This window comes from Shimia sp. FJ5, assembly GCF_032918335.1.
GTDB classification, from domain to species: Bacteria; Pseudomonadota; Alphaproteobacteria; order Rhodobacterales; family Rhodobacteraceae; genus Shimia; species Shimia aestuarii_A.
Window position 1 is genome coordinate 54419 of sequence record NZ_JAWJUV010000003.1, and the last position, 17642, is coordinate 72060.

Below are 17642 nucleotides of genomic sequence, written 5' to 3' on the forward strand. Positions count from 1 at the left end.
TTTCGAAATCGCGTGTGCCTTCAGTCCTGCTCTTTGCGCTCGGTTTCGAGGAGCGCGAGGAGCGACATCTCCAGCTCTTTCTCCAACTCCTTGGCGCGCGCGATATAGGCGCGGTTCTCGACCGTGGGGATTTTCGGATCCCAGTGCTGGGCCAATTCGCGGATCGTGTAACGGTCGTGTTTATAGAAGGCCTGTTCGGCCTGCGCGGCCTCGTATTCGCTCAACCCCACATTCTCGAGGACGTAGCGGCCTGCGCGAAGTGAGGAGTCGAACATCTCGCGCACGATATCGTTGGCCCCGGCGTTGAACAGCTCGAAGGTGTGATGACGGTCATGGGCGCGGGCGACGATATGCAGGTCGGGCCGGTCGCGCCGCGCGAAGGCGACGAGCTTGGTTGCGGCTTTGGGGTCGTCGAGCGCGACGACGAGAACGCGCGCCTCAGCAAGCCCGGCGGCGTGCAGGAGTTCCGGGCGGGTCGGGTCGCCGAAGAAACCTTTGACGCCGAAGCGGCGCATCAGTTCGATGGTGCGCATGTCATGGTCGAGCACTACGGTACGGAAGCCTGCGGAGCGCACGAGGCGATTGACGATCTGCCCGAAGCGTCCGATCCCGGCAATGATGACCGGACCTTGTTCGTCGACCTCGTCATCGGGATGGATCTCGGCGCTATCGCTCATGCGACGGGTCAGAAGGTCATAGGCGATGAAAAGAAGCGGCGTGATGAGCATCGAGAGGGCGACGACAAGCATCAACTCTTCGGCCAGTGCCGGTTCCAACACGTGTTGTTGCAGGGCGAAAGAGATCAGAACAAAGCCGAATTCCCCGGCCTGTGCGAGGCTCAGGGTAAAGAGCACCTGATCGCGGCCCCTGAGGCCAAAGACGCGCCCAAGGCCGAAGAGGATCACGGCCTTGGCAAAGATCAGCGCGAGAGTCAGGGACAGTATCGGGGCGGGGTCTGCGAAGAAGCCGGCAAAGTCGATCTGGGAGCCGACGGTGATAAAGAAGAGGCCGAGCAGCAGGCCCTTGAAGGGTTGAATGTCGCTCTCGAGTTCGTGGCGGAATTCGCTTGTCGCGAGGATCACTCCGGCGAGGAAGGTTCCGAGGGCGGGGGAGAGGCCGACCATCGTCATCAGCAGCGCGATACCGATCACGATCAGCAGCGCGAAGGCGGTATACATCTCGCGCAGGTTGGCGGAGTGGATGAAGCGGAAGATCGGGCGCACGAGGTAGCGCCCCGCGAGGATCACGGCCACGACCGCGCCGACGGTGACGAGCGTCACGCCCCAGCCGGGCAGGCCCTCTACAAGGGAGATTTCGGCGGCGTGCGCCTCGTCATCGCCGACGCTATGAATCGAGCCATCAGTTGCGATCTGCAGGATCGGCCCCGCTGCGAGAAGCGGTAGGATGGCAAGCATGGGAATGACCGCGATGTCCTGCGTCAGAAGGACGGCAAAGGCCGAGCGTCCACCGCCCGTCTTCATCAGGTTCTTCTCCGAGAGGGTCTGAATCACGATAGCGGTTGAGGACAGGGCGAAGATCATCCCGAGCGCGATCGAGGTCTTGACGGGCTGGTCCATCCAGATCGCCCCGGCGGTGATGGCGGTGCCGGTCAACAAGACTTGCAACCCGCCCAGACCGATCAATTTGTGGCGCATGGCCCAAAGGGCGCGGGGGTCAAGCTCGAGACCGATCAGGAAGAGCATCATCACCACGCCGAACTCGGCGAAGTGCAGCAAGTCTTCGGAGTGTTCCACAAGGCCGAGGATCGGGCCGATCAACACCCCGGCCAAGAGATAGCCGAGCACCGATCCCATGCCGAGCCGGGCCGAGATCGGCACGGCGATCACAGCGGTGCCGAGGAAGATCGTTGTCTGGAGTAGGAATCCGTCCATGGGGCGTTAGGTGTCCTTCAGGTGGGCAGGGGCGCGTCGCGCTTGCATTGGTCCATGACGATCTGACTCTGGACGCGGGCGACAGCCGGATGCGGCAGAAGCACATCATGGATCAGGGTGTTGAGGGCGGAGAGGTCTTCGCAGAAGACGCGCAACAGGTAGTCGGCATCGCCTGTCAGGGTCCAAGCGCTGATGATCTCGGGGCGGGTCGAGATCATGGAGACAAAGCCTTGTCCGTGCTCAGGGCTATGCAACGCGAGGGTGACTTGTACGAAGGCCTGCACGTCGAGCCCGACGCGCGCAGGGTCAAGGCGAGCGGTATAGGATTGGATATAGCCATCGCATTCGAGCCGTTGGCGGCGGCGTCCGGCCTGAGACGGGGAGAGGTTGAGAATATCGCCCAATTCCTGCGCCGTCAGGTGGGCGTTCTTCTGCAGGGCGGCCAGAAGCCGTTTGTCCATCTCGTCCAGCATTGCGAAGAATCCGCGTGATATTAGGGTTTCATGCGTAGAATACCTGAAAAATGTAACATGTGCACGTCAGTATGCGCAAAAACTGTGGGCAAGGCGACGTATACTCGGCGGGAAGGCGCTGAACAGGTTAAGTAGAAAGCCGCGCGATCCACCCTTTCCCGACATGGGACGGGTGGTGCGCGGTTCTGGTGTTTGTCGATGCTGACCGGCGTTCCGCTCCTATCGAGATATGACGAACCCGCTCACGGGCGAGGGGGCGCCGCTGCGGTCTATGGGGATGGATCGTGGCGGCGTTTCAATAGGCGGGATCAGGTGCCGTAATAGAGGCCTGGCACGAGGCTTTCGGCCTTCTTCTGGATCAGTTCCGGAGGGCTTCCGGGAGCGAGCGGCGTGCCGTAATGCAGATCATAGCGCCCGCCCAGCTGATCCAGCATTTCGATCAGATACCGCAAAGACCCGACGGTGACGGCGAAGTTGTCGCTGCCACTTAGGCGCCACGCGAGATGGCGCAGGCGGTAGTAGTAGCGCGAGTTGCGCACGTCGATGCTGGCCGGGATGATCGGCACGTTGCAACTCTCGGAGACGCGCGTGGTGCCGGAGCGCCAGCGCGGTTCGATCAACCCGCTTCCGGCGCGGCGGGGCACGCGGCCAGAGCCGAAGATCAAAAGCGCGCCGCCATCGCGCAGATGGGCCTCCATGCCTGCGACCGTGGCGCGGGCAGAAAGCGCCCGGTTGTGGCGGTTGACCCGGACAGAGACGATACGGTCGGCGCCAAGGAAGGTGCGGGCGTCATTGTTGGCCACCACCTTGAGGTCGGGGCGGCGTTTGAGCAGCGTGCCGGCGTGGGCGATAAAATCGAAAGGGCCGGTCGGATGGGTCGAGGCGATCAGGGCCGGGCCGGTTTCGGGGATATGTTCGAGCCCATGCGGGTCAAGTGCGGTGCCACCTTTGAGCGCCAGAAGCGCATCGACGAGATCCACGTCGGTCGCCATGTCAAGTTCTTGCCAAAGCGCTTCGCATTCGCGCAACCCGAAGAATGGCTTGCGAAAAAAGGCGCGGCTTGTGCCATCGACGAGATGGATCAGGCCTCGCATGAGCCGCAGTCGCAGGGTCGCATCCATTGGCAGGTGCAGCCGCTCGAGGAGGGTCTGGTCGAGGGGATGGTGCTTCTCTGGCTGCAAGGGAGACCTCTTGGCTTGGGCAGGCGGGGAACAGCCCTAGCCGCGGGGCAGTTTGAGAACGACGTTCTTGCCGGACTTGATGTAGCGCAGTTCGGTGTCACCGATGGCAGCGACCTTGCCGCCGTCAATGCGATCTCCGACCTTCACCTTTTTGAAGCGCCCATTGGACAGGCGGACCAAAGCGCGGCGGGAATTCGATGTGCCATAGACCCCGATCAGATTCACCTTGCGCAGGTTCATGGCATTCTGGATCGTGGCCTGTCGGGCGACAGAGGCGCTGCTTGGGATCGAGGGCGTGACGGTGGCGACGGCAGCGGTTGGCTCGACGCGCTCAGCCGGATCGGCGCGGGCGACGATCGCTTCGAAATTCTGCGGACGTGGTTTGGGGCGGAGCGAGGCAGTCACTGCGTATTGTGTCGCGGTGGTGTCCTCGGCTTCCTCTTCGGCCTTCTCGGTCTCCGGTCGCAGACGCGGGCGCATGTTCGACAGTTCCGCGAGGGTGCGGCCACCATTGGAAGCGCGTTCGTTTTGTTCGATCAGGTCTTCGGGGCGCAGGCGTGGGCGCAGCGTTGCAATCCGGGCGCGTTCGACGGGCGGCAGGGCTTCGCCCGGTGCGGCCTTGCGAACCGGATAGGCAGCGGGCAGGACCGGTGGCTTGCCAAGATAGACCAGGATGCCCTCCGGCGAGAGCGCGCCGTCCGGCGTGGCCTTGACCAATCCGCGTTCGTCCATGTCAAAATCGAGCCCGCGCGGCAGCGGTGACATCTGGCGCGGCAGGGGGCGGTCGGTGGCATAAGACTTCAGCGCCGGGAGGGCGACCGCATCCTTGGCAATCACCACGCGGTCGATCGAGGTCAGGTAGAGATCGTCGGTGCTTCCGGACTCAGGCGTTAGAGCCTGATCCGGGGCGCGTTGCCAGATTCCCGTAGCCGCATAGCGGGCCTCGGCTTCGTGCCCGTCCAGCGCGGTCGGGTGATCCGCGTCGGTCATCGCTTCGATCTCGGCACTGTCGGTGATCGTGTCGGGCGACACGGGCGGCAGCGCGGCGGTTTCGAGATTTTCGACCGGTTGGCTTTCGGGGGCGCTGTCGGCGATCTGTTGTGGCGGGTCGCGACGGAAAAGCCCGGCCAGACCCTCGTCCATGAACAGCGACGCCCAAGCGGCGACCGCGGCGAGGAACACGAGCAGAACGACGGTAAGGGCAAGGCCAAGGTAGCGCGGCTTGCCGCCGATTTCGGTGCTGCGCGCACCAAAGACCATCATGCGTTGGCGTTCGTTGGTGGCGGCAGCCTCGGCCGGAACGGCGGAACCCGCGGCGCGACGCGCTCTGCGGGCCTCGCGACGCCGGCTCAGGAAGGCGGTGGCCGCGACCACGGCGCCGGATGCATTCTCGGCCAGGCGACGGCCTCGGCCATCGGTGTCGTCGGTGGCCTCGGTCTGTTGAGGACGCAAGCCTGCTGCGACGCGGGCCGGATCGAAGCGCAGCGCCTGGCCGTCTTCTCGGCTTGCGGTCAGGGTGTTTTCACGGCGCGGCGCGGTTTCGGCGGTCCGCTCTGCGCGCAAGGGGGCGGCGGAGCTACGACGACTGCCAAAAGACGGTGTGGGTGCGGCGTCAGGAAGGACTTCCGGTGCGGCGGGCGGGTCTGTGGCGTCTTCCACCTCTTGCGGTGTCGCTTTCGTCTCAAGGGCGGGAGCGGATGCCTCTGGCGCGGCAGCGAGCGGCAATTCCGGCTCGGCCTCGGGTTTGGGGGCGGCGGGCGCTGTGGCAAGGCCCGAGGCCGGCGCAGGTTCAGGCGCGGCGATGGGCTCTGGTTCGGGTTTGGGTTCGGGCAGGGGGCCGGACGAGATCACGTGGATTGGCAATTCGTCGGGTTTGGCGGTGTCCTTTTTCAGGAGTTTCGGCGCGATCTCGGTCTGTCCGAAGAACGGCTCACCCGAGAAGGTTCCGGCGGGTGGGATGGCAACGAAACAAACCGGGTTGAAGGCGTGTTCGACGGCAAAAGCCTCGGCCTCGACAAGGGTCTCGCGCGCGACGGCGGCGACATGGGTTTCGGGCCCTGCCGCTGTCAGGTCAAAAGCCAGTTCGTCGATACCATACGGTGTCGTCGCCTCAAGCTCGGCAGAGACCGCCGCAATGCGCGCCTCGCGGTCGATTTTGCCGGTGGAAAGCGAGAGGTATTTGATCTGTTCGTTGGGAAGGACAAGCTTGGTTCGGAACGCCTTGCCGCCGATGGATTCGGCCGTATCCCGCAGGGCCTCGAGATCGGCTCCGAGGGTTTCCGAGGTCAGGGCGGCTTCGCCCATAAGGTGCCACCCGCCCTCGATGCGGTAAAGAAGGCTAATCCCTTCAAAGGAAAGGGAAAGGGCAAATTCCGGTTTCATATGGCGGCTCTAGCACCCACGTCATGGCTTGTGGAGTCTCAGCTCCGTGCGCAGGATTTTATAGCAGGGATTCGCCGAAGGGAAGGAAAACAGGCACCCCCGTAGGTTTTGACACACCCCGGCCAAAAGCGCAGTGTCGCCGGGACAGACAAAAGGAGATGTCGATATGCGTTTGTTGGTAATGGTTTTTTGGGTTTTGGGCCTCACGAGCGCCGCACAGGCAGACCCGCGCACGATCAGTGTGACAGGCGAGGGTGTGGTCACGGCAGTGCCGGATATGGCAGTTCTGACGCTTGAGGTCAGCGAGGAGGCGGCGACGGCGACAGAGGCGCTCGATACGGTGGCGAAACGTGCGCAGGCGGTATTTGAGCGGCTTGAGGCCTTCGAGATCGCGTCGCGGGACATGCAGACCAGCGCTTTGTCGCTCAATCCGCTTTGGAGCCGGGACCGGGCGCCGAACGAGGCACCGGAAATTCGCGGTTACCGGGCCGAGACCCGGGTGACAGTGCGGTTGCGCGATCTTGGGATGATGCGCGGGATTTTTGACAAGGTGGTCGCGGATGGCGCCAACGGCTTTGGTGGGTTGCAATTCGCGGTGCAGGATACGGCCCCGCTTCACGAGGCGGCGCGACGTGCGGCAGTGGCCGATGCCAAGGCACGGGCGGCGCTTTATGCGGAAGCGGCGGGCGTCACGCTCGGTCCGGTGCTAAGCCTATCGGAGACCGGTGCCGCGACGCCACGCCCGATGATGATGGCGCGGGCCGAGATGGTCTCGGACGGTGGCATGCCCGTCGCTGCCGGGGAGATGGAAACCCGTGCGCTGGTGTCGATGGTGTTCGCGATCGAAGGCGGGGAGGAGTAGGGGCACGCCCCCTTCTGACGCTGTGCCGGGGGCAAGTCTCCCCGGAGTTCGCGACAATAGGAAAAGAGAAAGGCCGCGCTGTCTTGAGCGCGGCCTTTCCTGTCTTGTGGGGCTATTAGGCGTGGGCCTTGGCCAGCGCCTGTTCGAGATCGGCGATCAGGTCGTCCGCGTCCTCGATGCCGATGGAGATCCGCACCACATTCGCGCTCGCGCCTGCGGCGTCCTGCTGCTCGGGGGTGAGCTGACGGTGGGTGGTCGAAGCAGAGTGGATCACCAGGCTGCGGGTGTCACCAAGGTTGGCGACATGGCTGAACAGCTCGAGGCTATCGACGAACTTGACGCAGGCGTCATAGCCGCCTTTGAGCGCCACGGTGAAGAGACCGCCGCTCCCTTTGGGACAGATGCGTTTGGCGCGCTCGTGATAGGGCGACGAGGGCAGGCCCGCATAGGTCACACCGTCGACATGCGGGTTGGTTTCGAGCCATGCCGCGACTTTCTCGGCGTTCTGCGTATGCTTGTCCATGCGTAGCGAGAGAGTCTCGATACCCATCAGCGTATAGTGCGCTGCCTGCGGGTTCAGGGTCATGCCGAGGTCACGCAGACCGATGGCGATGCCGTGGAAGGTAAAGGCGAGGGGGCCGAAGGTCTCGTGGAACTTGAGGCCGTGGTAGGCGGGCTCGGGTTCGGAGAGCGACGGGAACTTGTCCGAGGCGGACCAGTCGAACTTGCCACTGTCGACGACGACACCGCCGGTCACGGAGCCGTTGCCGGTCAGGTACTTGGTCATGGAGTGGACGACCAGCGTTGCGCCATGTTCGATCGGACGGCAGAGGTAAGGGGTGGCAGAGGTGTTGTCGACGATGAGCGGCAGGCCGGCCTTGTCGGCGACGGCGGCCACGGCGTCGAGATCGGTCACCACGCCACCGGGGTTGGCGACGGATTCGCAGAATACCGCACGGGTGTCGTCATCAATGGCGGCCTCAATGGCGGCGGTGTCGTCAAAATCGACGAATTTCGCCGACCAGCCGAAGCGTTTGATGGTCTGGCTGAACTGGGTGATGGAGCCACCGTAGAGACGGGTCGAGACCACGACATTGCGACCCGGCGCCATGAGCGGGAACAGGGCCATGATCTGGGCTGCGTGACCGGAGGAACAGCAGACCGCGCCCACACCGCCCTCAAGCGTCGCGACACGTTCCTGAAGAACGGCGACGGTCGGGTTGGTCAGGCGCGAATAGATATAGCCCACTTCCTGAAGGTTAAAGAGCGCGGCGGCGTGTTCAGCGTCGCGGAAGACATAGGCCGTGGTCTGATAGATCGGCGTGTTGCGGGCGCCGGTCGCGGGATCGGGGCGGGCGCCAGCGTGGATCTGAAGTGTATCAAAGCCGAATGCGGGGGCGTCAGACATGGGGTTTCCTCCTGCAAAATATGTCGCCGCAATCATTAGGCAGAGTCATAGCGCGGTGCAACGGCGCTTTGGCGATCAGGGAAAATGGTTTGGTTTCAGGAAGAAAGACGGAACGAGCGTTTAGCGCATCCAGAAGCCATTGCGCTTGATCTTGTTGCGGATCGCCTGTTCCTTGCGGGGCAGGTTGTCGCGATCAAAGAGTGCGCGGACCTTCTGGCCGCGGCCTTGGTAGATCATGCGCTTCATCGGGTCATATTCCTTGAGCACTTTCTTGATCTTATTGGGGGCGGCAACGTCTTCAAGGGTCTTGATCACGGCATCGGATTCGCGCGCATAGGCGAGCGGCAGGATGCGGTAATGGCAGGTCACATCCCCGTCGAGATAGCCCTCGGGCAGGGCATCGCGGCCGCCGCCGAAGGAATGGATCACAAGCGGCAGGGCGACTTGGTCAAGCCATGGGTCCAGCGGCTGGCAGATCAATTCGGGCGGTGCGTTCCAGCGGATTTCGTTGGCGTAGTCGAGGAAGCGTTCGCCAAAGAGCTTGGGGCATTTGTAGTAGAAGAACCCGGCGTTGAAATAGAGATAGCGCCGCCAGTATTCGTCAGGCCAGGAGAGGTCGAGCGAGGTTTCGAAATCGAGGCCGAACTTGTCATAGAGCGACTTCCAGATTTGCGTGTAGCCGGGGCCGTAGAGTTCAATAGTGGGCCACGTGCCTTCGACCTTGCGCGAGGCACAGGGGCGGTCGAAATCGAAGGGGACGGACATCAGATCGCCGGTGACAAGCGTGTCGGTGTCGAAGAACACGAACGGCTCGCCCTCGGGCAGGGCGAGAAGCGCCTCGATCTTGTTGCCATAGGGGTAGGCGCCGCCGAAATGCGTGCTCTCGAAGGGGATGATCTCGGCGCCGAGTTCCTCTAGGGCGCTGCGCACCGGTTCAGAGTGGATGCGCGGATCGCTATCCCAGTTTGGCCCTGGCTGGGGTTCGGCGACGAAGAGGCGTCCTGAGAAATCCGGCGAATTGGCGCGCAGGGAGGCGGCGAAGAGAACCGCTTCGTATTGCAGGCGGCCCGATTGACCGACGATGACGATATTGAAGTCTGGCCGCTTCGACGCTTTTCTTGCCATTTTGACTGCTGCCCTGCACGATACTCATATGCCGCAACTATAACGGCGAAATCCATGTGTTCCACCCGGGATTGCGGGGACGACCTGTTGCGGTGCTGCAAAACCGAAGGGAGGGAGCGAATGTCAAACTATCTAAGGGCCGGATTGCTCGCAGTGGTTGCCGGGTTGGCAGGGATGGCGTTGGCCGATGAGAACTATGCCAAGGAAGACCAAAGTCCGACGGGGAAGTTTCTGACTGCAACAGAGGTGCGACCGATCCTCGAGGCGACCCGTGCGAACTGGATCGCGGTACGAGAGTATAACGGGCTCGACCTGCTCTACTTCACACATCTCTTGTCGTGGCGCTGTGGATTGCACGAGGTGCGGTTCGCGTTGAACGGCGGCGAAAGCATGGTGTTTGACTTGCCGCCTTGTGATGCGGAAGGGCCGTCACCTGCGGCCATTCCCGAAGACGCAGTCATCTACCTCAACTACCCGCTTGGGTCGATCGAGACGGTCGAGGTCGAACTGCTTTACGACGATCTTGGCACGGCTGAGGCCGTCTTCGAGCGCAAGGCGGTGCTCATCCCCTGATGGTGTCAGGCCGGATCCGGGGGTGTTGCGGCGGCGGTGATCCCGGCGGCGCAGAAACGCACCAGTTCATCAAGGTGGCTTGTTATGTCCTGTGGGGCGTCGCTTAGGGCGCGGACGCGCCAGCGGGACGTGGCAAGGGCCAGCATGGCCGAGACCGAATAGACAAAACCGGCGGCGATATCATCGCGTCTTGCATTCGGAAAGAGTGCGGCGATGGCGTCGATAAAGCGGCGCGCGGTGGGGTCGAAACAGCGCTCGGTCAGGTCTTTCCATTGCGGATCGGCCGAGACAATAGCCACCAGTCGGGCATAGGCGCGCCATTGCGGTTCGGCGGCTTCGGCTTTTTCGAGATAGGGGCCAAAGAAAGCTGTCAGCACCCCTTCGAGTGTCGGGGCGCCTGCGTGGTTATGGGCCGCCAGCGCGCTTAGGCGGGCGATGGAAAGCTCATCGGCCCGGCGCGCGACGATCCGTGCAAAAAGCTCTTCCTTGGTGCCGCCATGATGGTTCACCAGACTTGTCTGTACCCCGGCTTCTTTGCCGATATCACGGATGGAGGTGCCGTCGAATCCCCGTGCCGCAAAAAGCCGTTCGGCGGCGTTCAGAATCGCCGCGCGGGTTTCGAGGGCACGTTTGGACGGCGCTCTTTGCCGTTGTTTTTCCTGAGGAATCTTCATCTTCATAAAAACATCTTGCCTTATATTGAACGAGTGTTCAATCTAATATCATTAACACAACAATAGCACAGGGGAGGGTGCATGTTGGAAACGCGCGAGAAATTCGCCCTGATCGGGGCGGGGCCGATGGGGCTTGCAGCGGCCAAGGTTCTCAAGGAGCAGGGCGTCGGGTTCGATGGGTTCGAACTGCATTCGGATGTCGGCGGATTGTGGGATATCGACGCCCCGCGTTCGACCATGTACGAAAGCGCCCACCTGATTTCCTCAAAGCACATGACGGAGTTCGAAGACTTCCCGATGGATGAGGATGTGGCCGAATATCCGAGCCACCGTGATCTCAAAGGCTACTTCCGCCGTTTTGCAGATCACTTCGGACTGCGGGAGCATTACCATTTCAATGCTGAGGTGACATCGCTTGCCCCGCTTGGAGGCAGTGGCGAAGGCTGGCGTGTGACCTGGCGCGATGGCGAGGGCGAGCACGAGGCGGTCTATGCCGGGGTGATGATCGCAAATGGTACCTTGTCCGAGCCCAACATGCCGCGTTTCGAAGGCACGTTCGACGGCGAGTTGATCCATGCCTGCGACTATCGCTATCCGTCGCAATTCGATGGCAAGCGCGTGCTTGTCGTGGGGGCGGGGAATTCGGGCTGTGATATCGCGGTGGACGCGATCCACCACGCCAAGCGCACCGATCTTTCCATGCGGCGCGGCTATTATTTTGTGCCGAAATACGTCTTTGGCAAACCGGCGGATACCCTTGGCGGCGCAATCAACCTGCCGATGTGGCTTAAGCGGAAGGTGGACGGCTTTCTGCTCAAATGGTTCGTGGGACAGCCCGAGAAATACGGCTTTCCCAAGCCAGACTACAAGCTCTACGAAAGTCATCCGGTGGTGAATTCACTCGTCCTCTATCATGCCGGGCATGGCGATCTGCGGGTGCAGCCCAATATCGCGCGGCTTGAGGGTAAGACGGTGCATTTCACCGATGGCACGCAGGAAGACTATGACATGATCCTCGCGGCAACGGGCTACAAGCTGCATTACCCGTTCATCGAGGATGCACTGCTGAACTGGCAAGGCGATGCGCCGCATCTATACCTCAACGCGATGCATCCCGAGCGCGACGATCTTTTTGTGCTTGGCATGATCGAGGCAACGGGCCTCGGCTGGCAGGGACGGCATGAACAGGCCGAGATGGTGGCGCGGTATGTGGCCGGTCTGCGCGATGGCACGGCGGCGGCGAAAGAGCTTAAGGCAGAGAAAGCCAAGGGCTATGACAGGGCGACGGGCGGAATGGACTACCTCGATTTGGCCCGAATGGCGTATTACGTGGATAAGGCGACCTATCGCGGCGCCGTCACGAAATGGATCAAACGCCTTCAGAAAGGAGCGCGCGCATGACCCCTGTTGATGACGTGATGCTGAATTTCAGCCCCGGATCCCTGCAACTTCTGAACGGGATCCTTGCCGTGGTGATGTTTTCAATCGCCATTGATCTCAAGCCCGAAGATTTCAAACGGTTGGCCCATGCCCCCAAACCGCTGATCGCGGGGCTGTTCTCGCAATTCGTGGTCTTGCCGGTGCTGACATTCGGGCTTGTCCTGTTGACCAATCCGCAGCCCTCGATCGCGCTTGGCCTGATCCTCGTGGCGGCCTGTCCGGGCGGCAATATCTCGAATTTCATCACCCATCGGGCGGGCGGCAACGCGGCGCTTTCGGTGTCGATGACAGCCTTTGCAACGGTGGGAGCGATCTTTCTCACGCCGTTCAACATCGCCTTTTGGGGCAGCCTCTATGAGCCGACACGCGAGATTCTGCGCGCCACATCGGTCGATCCGATCTCTGTTGCTATCACGGTGGGATTCATGCTCGTGCTGCCGTTGATCCTTGGTATCTGGCTCAACATGGCGCGTCCGAATATCACCGCGCGCTTGCGCACGCCGCTGCAATGGGTGTCGATGGGGATCTTCATCGCCTTTGTCGTGCTCGCATTGGCGGCGAACTGGAACTACTTCCTGCTTTATGCCGGTCTCGTGGCGGGGCTTGTCTTGCTGCACAATGCGCTGGCGCTTTCTGGGGGCTTTGTCACAGCGACGCTTGCGGGGCTGTCGCCTTTCAACCGCCGCGCAGTCACCATCGAGACAGGGATTCAGAACTCGGGCCTCGGCCTTGTGTTGATCTTTGGGTTTTTCCACGGGCTTGGCGGCATGGCGGTTGTCGCGGCGTTTTGGGGTATCTGGCATATCTTGTCGGGCATGGGGCTTGCCTACATGCTCTCGCGGCGCGAGGCGGCCCAATGAGCAAGATCCTGATTACCGGGGCTGCCGGTTTGGTCGGGCAGGCGTTCCTGCGCGAGTTGGACGGCACGGATCACGAGGTGATCGCGACGGGGCTTTTTGCGCCGGAGCATATGCCCGAGAATGCGCGGTTTGTGCCGCTTGACGTGACCAAAGAGGATGCTGCGCGGGTCTTGGCTGAAGAACGGCCAGAGGTCGTTGTGCATCTGGCGTCGATCGTCACGCCTCCCAAGGGGGCGGATCGGGCCTTTGCCTATGCCGTCGATGTCGAGGGGACCGAGAAGGTTCTCGCGGCGGCGATCGCCGCGGGGGCGCGACGCTTTGTCGTGACCTCGTCGGGTGCGGCCTATGGCTATCATGCGGACAACCCGGTGCCGCTGCGCGAGGGGGATCCGCTGCGTGGCAACGAGGCTTTTGCCTATAGTCATCACAAGCGACTTGTAGAGGAGATCCTTGAACGCGCGCGGCAAGAAGCGCCACAGCTCGAACAGGTGGTGCTGCGCGTCGGGACGGTTCTCGGGCAGGGGACAGAAAACCAGATCACGGCGCTTTTCAAAAAGCCGCGCCTCCTTGCGCTCAAGGGGAGCGAAAGCCCGTTTGTGTTTATCTGGACGCGCGACCTTGCGCGGATTCTCTTTCGTGCAGCGACCAGCGGACCAGCCGGGATCTTTAACGTCGCAGGGGACGGTGCGATGGGGATGTCCGATTTGGCCCGTGCGCTCGACAAGCCGGTGGTGCGCCTGCCTGCGGGGCTTCTGAAGGCGGCGCTTGCCGTGGCGAAGCCTTTGGGGTTGAGCCGCTATGGGCCGGAACAGGTTCGGTTCCTGCAATATCGCCCGGTGCTCGCCAATGATGCGCTGAAGCGCGAGTTCGGCTATGTGCCAGAGAAGACCAGCGCTGAAGTATTTGAGCACTGGCGCCAGAGTGTGCAGCCATGAAAACGGCGGTGATTTCTGGGGGCGCAGGCGGGCTTGGCCGGGCGCTTTCGGCGGCGTTGCGGTCGACAGGGTGGCGTGTGGTTCTTGTGGATCGGGATATTTCCGGGCTTGAAGCGAGCGCGACGCAGATGCCTGTGGCCTGCGACCTGACAGATGGGGCGGCGCGGGCGGCAGTGTTTGACCAGATCATCGCCGAAAGCCCATCCATCGACCTTGTGATCTACAATGCCGGGATCACGCAGATCGGCGCCTTTGCCGATCTCGACGAGGCGGCGCTGCGGAAGGTGTTTGAGATCAACCTTTTTGCCGCGACAGCCATGGCGGCGGCGTTTCTACAGCCGTTGCGCAAGAGCAAGGGCACGCATCTGGCGATTTCCTCGGTGGCGGGATTCTCGCCGCTCTATCACCGCACGGCCTATGCGGCGTCGAAACACGCGCTTGAGGGGTTCTTCTCGTCCTTGCGTTCGGAGGAGGCGGCGCATGGGGTGCAGACGCTTATCGCGGCACCATCGTTCATTGCGACCAATCCGGGTCAGGCCGAGCGACAGGAGGATGGCACGGCGCGGCCCGGATCGGCAGGCGACGGGATCGACGCGATGACACCGGAGGAGGCGGCCACGGTGATCCTGCGCGGTGTGGCGCGGCGACAGCCGTTTATTCCAGTGGGGCGCGTGGCAAGGGTCAGCCATATGCTGCACCGCCTGAGCCCACGCCTTTTTCAGCATGTGATGCAGAAGAATATTCGCGGGGCCTAAGGCTTGGATTTCGGCAGCACGGGGGCGGATTTGTCGAGCGCAAGCTCTGCGTCTGAGAAGCGCCACGGGCCGCGCACGCCGGGGATCCCTTCCGGCGCGATCTCTAGGCCGCGTGCTTTTATCTGAGGATCTTCAAAGGCTTCTCCGATGGCGTTGATCGGACCCGCGGGGACCGTTGCGGCCTCGAGCGCGGCGAGGAGGTCGGCCTTGGTCCAGCGGGCCATCGCGGTTTCGAGCGCGGCGGTCAGGGCATCACGGTGTTCGACGCGGAGCTGATTGGAGGCAAAGCGCCTATCCTCGGCCAGATCGCCTGCCCCAAGCACGCCGCAGAGGCGCTGAAACTGGCCGTCATTGCCGACGGCGATGATGATATGGCCATCACTTACCGGCAGTACCTGATAGGGTGCGATATTGGGATGAGCGTTGCCCTTGCGCATCGGGCTTTGGCCGGTTGCGAGGTAGTTCATCGACTGGTTGGCGAGCATGGCCGTGGCGCAGTCGAGGAGGGACATGTCGATATGCTGGCCCTTGCCGGTGCGATGGCGTTGTTCGACGGCCGCGAGGATGCCGATGGTGCCGTAGAGGCCGGTGACGATATCCGTCACCGCGACACCGACCTTTTGCGGTTGGCCGTCCGGTTCGCCGGTGATCGACATCAGGCCGGACATGCCTTGGATGAGGAAGTCATAGCCTGCGCGCGCGGCATAGGGGCCGTCCTGTCCGAAGCCTGTGATGGAGCAATAGATCAGGCGGGGATTAAGGGCGGCGAGGCTCGCATAATCAAGGCCATATTTCGCCAGTCCCCCGAGTTTGAAATTCTCGATCAGGATATCTGCGTCGGCCACAAGGGCGCGCACGCGGGCCTGTCCCTCGTTGGTGCGGAAATCCAGAACCTCGCAGTCCTTGCCCCGGTTCGCAGCATAGTAATAGGCCGCGGTCACATCACCATCGCGCTCGATAAAGGGCGGTCCCCATTTGCGGGTGTCGTCGCCATCGGGGCTTTCGACCTTGATCACCTCGGCGCCGAGATCGGCGAGGGATTGGCCGATCCACGGACCCGCGAGAATACGGGCGAGTTCGACGACTTTCAGACCTTCGAGCGGTTTCATGGGCTTCCTTCAGAGATAGGGGGGCGTGCAGGCAGAGACGACCACGGCCTCGGCCTCGGAGGTGTTGCGAAAGCGGTGCGGCTGGCGGCTGTCGAAGAGATAGGCCTCGCCGGGGCCGAGCACGCGGGTTTGGCTGCCGACGGTGACTTCGATCTCGCCAGAGATAACAAGGCCGCCCTCGCTCGCCTCGTGCTCAAGCAACGTCTCTCCGGTATCGGCACCGGGGGCATAGGTTTCGTGCAGGATTTGCAGGCCCCGTTTCTTTGCGTCTCCGACCTGACGCAACTGGAGCCGCCCGGTCGCGTCGGCATAGAGCGCGGAAGTAAGATCCGAGAACTCGGCGGGGGCGAAGAAAACCTGATCCTCTGGGGCTTCCTCGGGCTCAAAGAACTCGGCCATGGAGATACCAAGCCCGCCGAGGATTTTGCGCAGCGACGAGACAGAGGGGCTTGAGCGATTTGTTTCGATCATCGAGACTTGTCCGTGCGGCACGTCGGAGGCTTCCGCGAGCTGGCGCTGCGAAAACCCGGCTGCGTTGCGCAGCGTTCTCAGACGTGACCCTACGTCGAACTCTTCACTCATGGTCGTTTCCGCTCTAGGTTCCTCCTCGGTTCTAGGGGGATTGCGCGCTTTGCGCAACTTTTTGTTCGACTTGCTCAAAAAAATGAGCAATAGAGGAGCGAACCTGCGGAGCCGACCTGATGGAAACGCAACCGACCGTATCAAGAATGGGGCGCATATGACCGATCATCTCAAGCCGCAAAGCCGGCCCGACCTTTCGTCTTTCACTTGGGAAGACCCGTTTCTTCTTGAGGATCAGCTCGAGGAAGATGAGCGCATGGTGCGCGATGCGGCGCGGGCTTATGCGGAGGATAAGCTGTTTCCGCGAGTGACGGATGCGTTCGAGAACGAGAAGACGGACCCGGAGATTTTCCGCGAGATGGGCGAGATGGGCCTTCTCGGCACCACGATCCCCGAGGAATATGGCGGGATCGGCGCGGGCTATGTGACCTATGGCCTTGTGGCGCGCGAAGTAGAGCGCGTGGATTCGGGCTATCGCTCGATGATGTCGGTGCAGTCCTCCCTCGTCATGTATCCGATCTATGCCTATGGCACCAAGGAACAGCGCGAAAAGTATCTGCCGAAGCTCGCTTCGGGCGAATATATCGGTTGTTTCGGCCTGACCGAGCCGGATGCGGGCTCTGATCCGGGCAGCATGAAGACCGTCGCGAAGAAGACCGAGGACGGCTATGTCCTGAATGGATCGAAGATGTGGATTTCCAACGCGCCGATCGCGGATGTGTTCGTCGTCTGGGCCAAGTCCGAGGCGCATGGCGGCAAGATCAAGGGCTTCGTGCTCGAGAAGGGCATGACCGGCCTCAGCGCGCCGAAGATTGAGAACAAGATGTCCCTGCGGGCCTCGATCACCGGCGAGATCGTGATGAACAATGTCGAAGTGTCGGAAGATGCGCTTCTGCCCAATGTCGAGGGGCTCAAGGGGCCGTTCGGTTGTCTCAACCGGGCGCGCTATGGCATTGCCTGGGGCGCGATGGGCGCGGCGGAGTTCTGCTGGCACGGGGCGCGGCAATACGGGCTTGACCGCAAGCAATTCGGCAAGCCGCTCGCGCAGACGCAGCTGTTCCAACTGAAGCTCGCCAATATGCAAACGGAGATCGCGATGGGGCTGCAATCCTGCCTGCGGGTGGGACGCCTGATGGACGAGGCGAAGGCCGCGCCGGAGATGGTCTCGATCATCAAGCGCAACAATTGCGGCAAGGCGCTCGACGTGGCGCGGATGGCGCGCGACATGCATGGCGGCAACGGGATCAGCCTCGATTTCCACGTGATCCGTCACATGGTCAACCTCGAGACAGTGAACACCTATGAAGGCACACATGACGTCCACGCCCTGATCCTTGGCCGCGCGCAGACCGGGCTTCAGGCGTTCGTATAAGCCTCTGTATCATTGACAT

General features: G+C 62.2%; 16 protein-coding genes. 7 read left to right on the forward strand and 9 right to left on the reverse strand.

The window, feature by feature from the left end; genetic code table 11:
* Positions 1-20: 20 nt before the first annotated feature.
* The 4 genes from R1W01_RS10930 to R1W01_RS10945 all read right to left on the reverse strand — a co-directional run bounded on the left by R1W01_RS10930 (position 21) and on the right by R1W01_RS10945 (position 5928).
* Positions 21-1892, reverse strand: coding sequence for a monovalent cation:proton antiporter-2 (CPA2) family protein (locus tag R1W01_RS10930; protein WP_297756625.1), 1872 nt, complete (start codon positions 1890-1892; stop codon positions 21-23).
* 17 nt (positions 1893-1909) lie between these two features.
* Positions 1910-2365 (reverse strand): Lrp/AsnC family transcriptional regulator, encoded by a 456-nt coding sequence (locus tag R1W01_RS10935; RefSeq protein ID WP_243612171.1) that lies wholly within the window; start codon positions 2363-2365, stop codon positions 1910-1912.
* 308 nt (positions 2366-2673) lie between these two features.
* The gene (locus R1W01_RS10940; RefSeq protein WP_243612170.1) at positions 2674-3546 is read right to left on the reverse strand and encodes a 1-acyl-sn-glycerol-3-phosphate acyltransferase; all 873 of its coding nucleotides are present in this window, start codon (positions 3544-3546) and stop codon (positions 2674-2676) included.
* A 36-nt stretch (positions 3547-3582) separates the two neighbouring features.
* Positions 3583-5928 carry a hypothetical protein gene (locus R1W01_RS10945; protein WP_297756624.1) on the reverse strand — a complete coding sequence of 782 codons (2346 nt, stop codon included), beginning with the start codon at positions 5926-5928 and terminating at the stop codon, positions 3583-3585.
* A 166-nt stretch (positions 5929-6094) separates the two neighbouring features.
* Between R1W01_RS10945 and R1W01_RS10950 the strand changes: the two genes are divergently transcribed.
* Positions 6095-6790: an SIMPL domain-containing protein gene (locus tag R1W01_RS10950; protein ID WP_243612168.1), complete on the forward strand. Its 696-nt coding sequence runs from the start codon at positions 6095-6097 to the stop codon at positions 6788-6790.
* 115 nt (positions 6791-6905) lie between these two features.
* Here the strand turns inward: R1W01_RS10950 and R1W01_RS10955 are convergent, their stop codons facing one another.
* Both R1W01_RS10955 and R1W01_RS10960 read right to left on the reverse strand, forming a co-directional pair.
* Positions 6906-8198 (reverse strand): O-acetylhomoserine aminocarboxypropyltransferase/cysteine synthase family protein, encoded by a 1293-nt coding sequence (locus tag R1W01_RS10955; protein ID WP_297756623.1) that lies wholly within the window; start codon positions 8196-8198, stop codon positions 6906-6908.
* A 120-nt stretch (positions 8199-8318) separates the two neighbouring features.
* Entirely contained in the window at positions 8319-9323 is a 1005-nt protein-coding gene (locus R1W01_RS10960; protein WP_297756622.1) for a hypothetical protein, read from the reverse strand.
* Positions 9324-9443: 120 nt separating this feature from the next.
* Here R1W01_RS10960 and R1W01_RS10965 point away from each other — a divergent pair, with 120 nt between their 5' ends.
* Positions 9444-9896: a hypothetical protein gene (locus R1W01_RS10965; RefSeq protein WP_297756621.1), complete on the forward strand. Its 453-nt coding sequence runs from the start codon at positions 9444-9446 to the stop codon at positions 9894-9896.
* Between the two features lie 5 nt (positions 9897-9901).
* On the opposite strand, the gene R1W01_RS10970 is transcribed toward R1W01_RS10965, so the two are convergent.
* Positions 9902-10576, reverse strand: coding sequence for a TetR/AcrR family transcriptional regulator (locus R1W01_RS10970; RefSeq protein ID WP_297756620.1), 675 nt, complete (start codon positions 10574-10576; stop codon positions 9902-9904).
* A 75-nt stretch (positions 10577-10651) separates the two neighbouring features.
* Here R1W01_RS10970 and R1W01_RS10975 point away from each other — a divergent pair, with 75 nt between their 5' ends.
* The 4 genes from R1W01_RS10975 to R1W01_RS10990 are packed head-to-tail and all read left to right on the forward strand — an operon-like array spanning position 10652 to position 14560.
* Positions 10652-11971 (forward strand): flavin-containing monooxygenase, encoded by a 1320-nt coding sequence (locus tag R1W01_RS10975; protein ID WP_297756619.1) that lies wholly within the window; start codon positions 10652-10654, stop codon positions 11969-11971.
* A complete protein-coding gene (locus R1W01_RS10980) occupies positions 11968-12870 on the forward strand; it encodes a bile acid:sodium symporter family protein (protein WP_243612162.1) in 903 nt (300 codons plus the stop codon). Before R1W01_RS10975 ends, R1W01_RS10980 begins: the two co-directional genes overlap by 4 nt.
* Entirely contained in the window at positions 12867-13805 is a 939-nt protein-coding gene (locus R1W01_RS10985; RefSeq protein WP_297756618.1) for an SDR family oxidoreductase, read from the forward strand. The genes R1W01_RS10980 and R1W01_RS10985 overlap by 4 nt, the downstream gene beginning before the upstream one ends.
* On the forward strand, positions 13802-14560 hold the full coding sequence (locus tag R1W01_RS10990) for an SDR family NAD(P)-dependent oxidoreductase (RefSeq protein ID WP_297756617.1): 759 nt from the start codon (positions 13802-13804) through the stop codon (positions 14558-14560). Before R1W01_RS10985 ends, R1W01_RS10990 begins: the two co-directional genes overlap by 4 nt.
* Here R1W01_RS10990 and R1W01_RS10995 read toward each other — a convergent pair.
* Both R1W01_RS10995 and R1W01_RS11000 read right to left on the reverse strand, forming a co-directional pair.
* On the reverse strand, positions 14557-15669 hold the full coding sequence (locus R1W01_RS10995; protein WP_297756616.1) for a CaiB/BaiF CoA transferase family protein: 1113 nt from the start codon (positions 15667-15669) through the stop codon (positions 14557-14559). The two genes, R1W01_RS10990 and R1W01_RS10995, sit on opposite strands and share 4 nt — an antisense overlap.
* A gap of 9 nt (positions 15670-15678) precedes the next feature.
* A complete protein-coding gene (locus R1W01_RS11000) occupies positions 15679-16251 on the reverse strand; it encodes a cupin domain-containing protein (RefSeq protein WP_243612158.1) in 573 nt (190 codons plus the stop codon).
* Positions 16252-16408: 157 nt separating this feature from the next.
* Between R1W01_RS11000 and R1W01_RS11005 the strand changes: the two genes are divergently transcribed.
* A complete protein-coding gene (locus R1W01_RS11005) occupies positions 16409-17623 on the forward strand; it encodes an acyl-CoA dehydrogenase (RefSeq protein WP_297756615.1) in 1215 nt (404 codons plus the stop codon).
* Positions 17624-17642 lie beyond the last annotated feature (19 nt).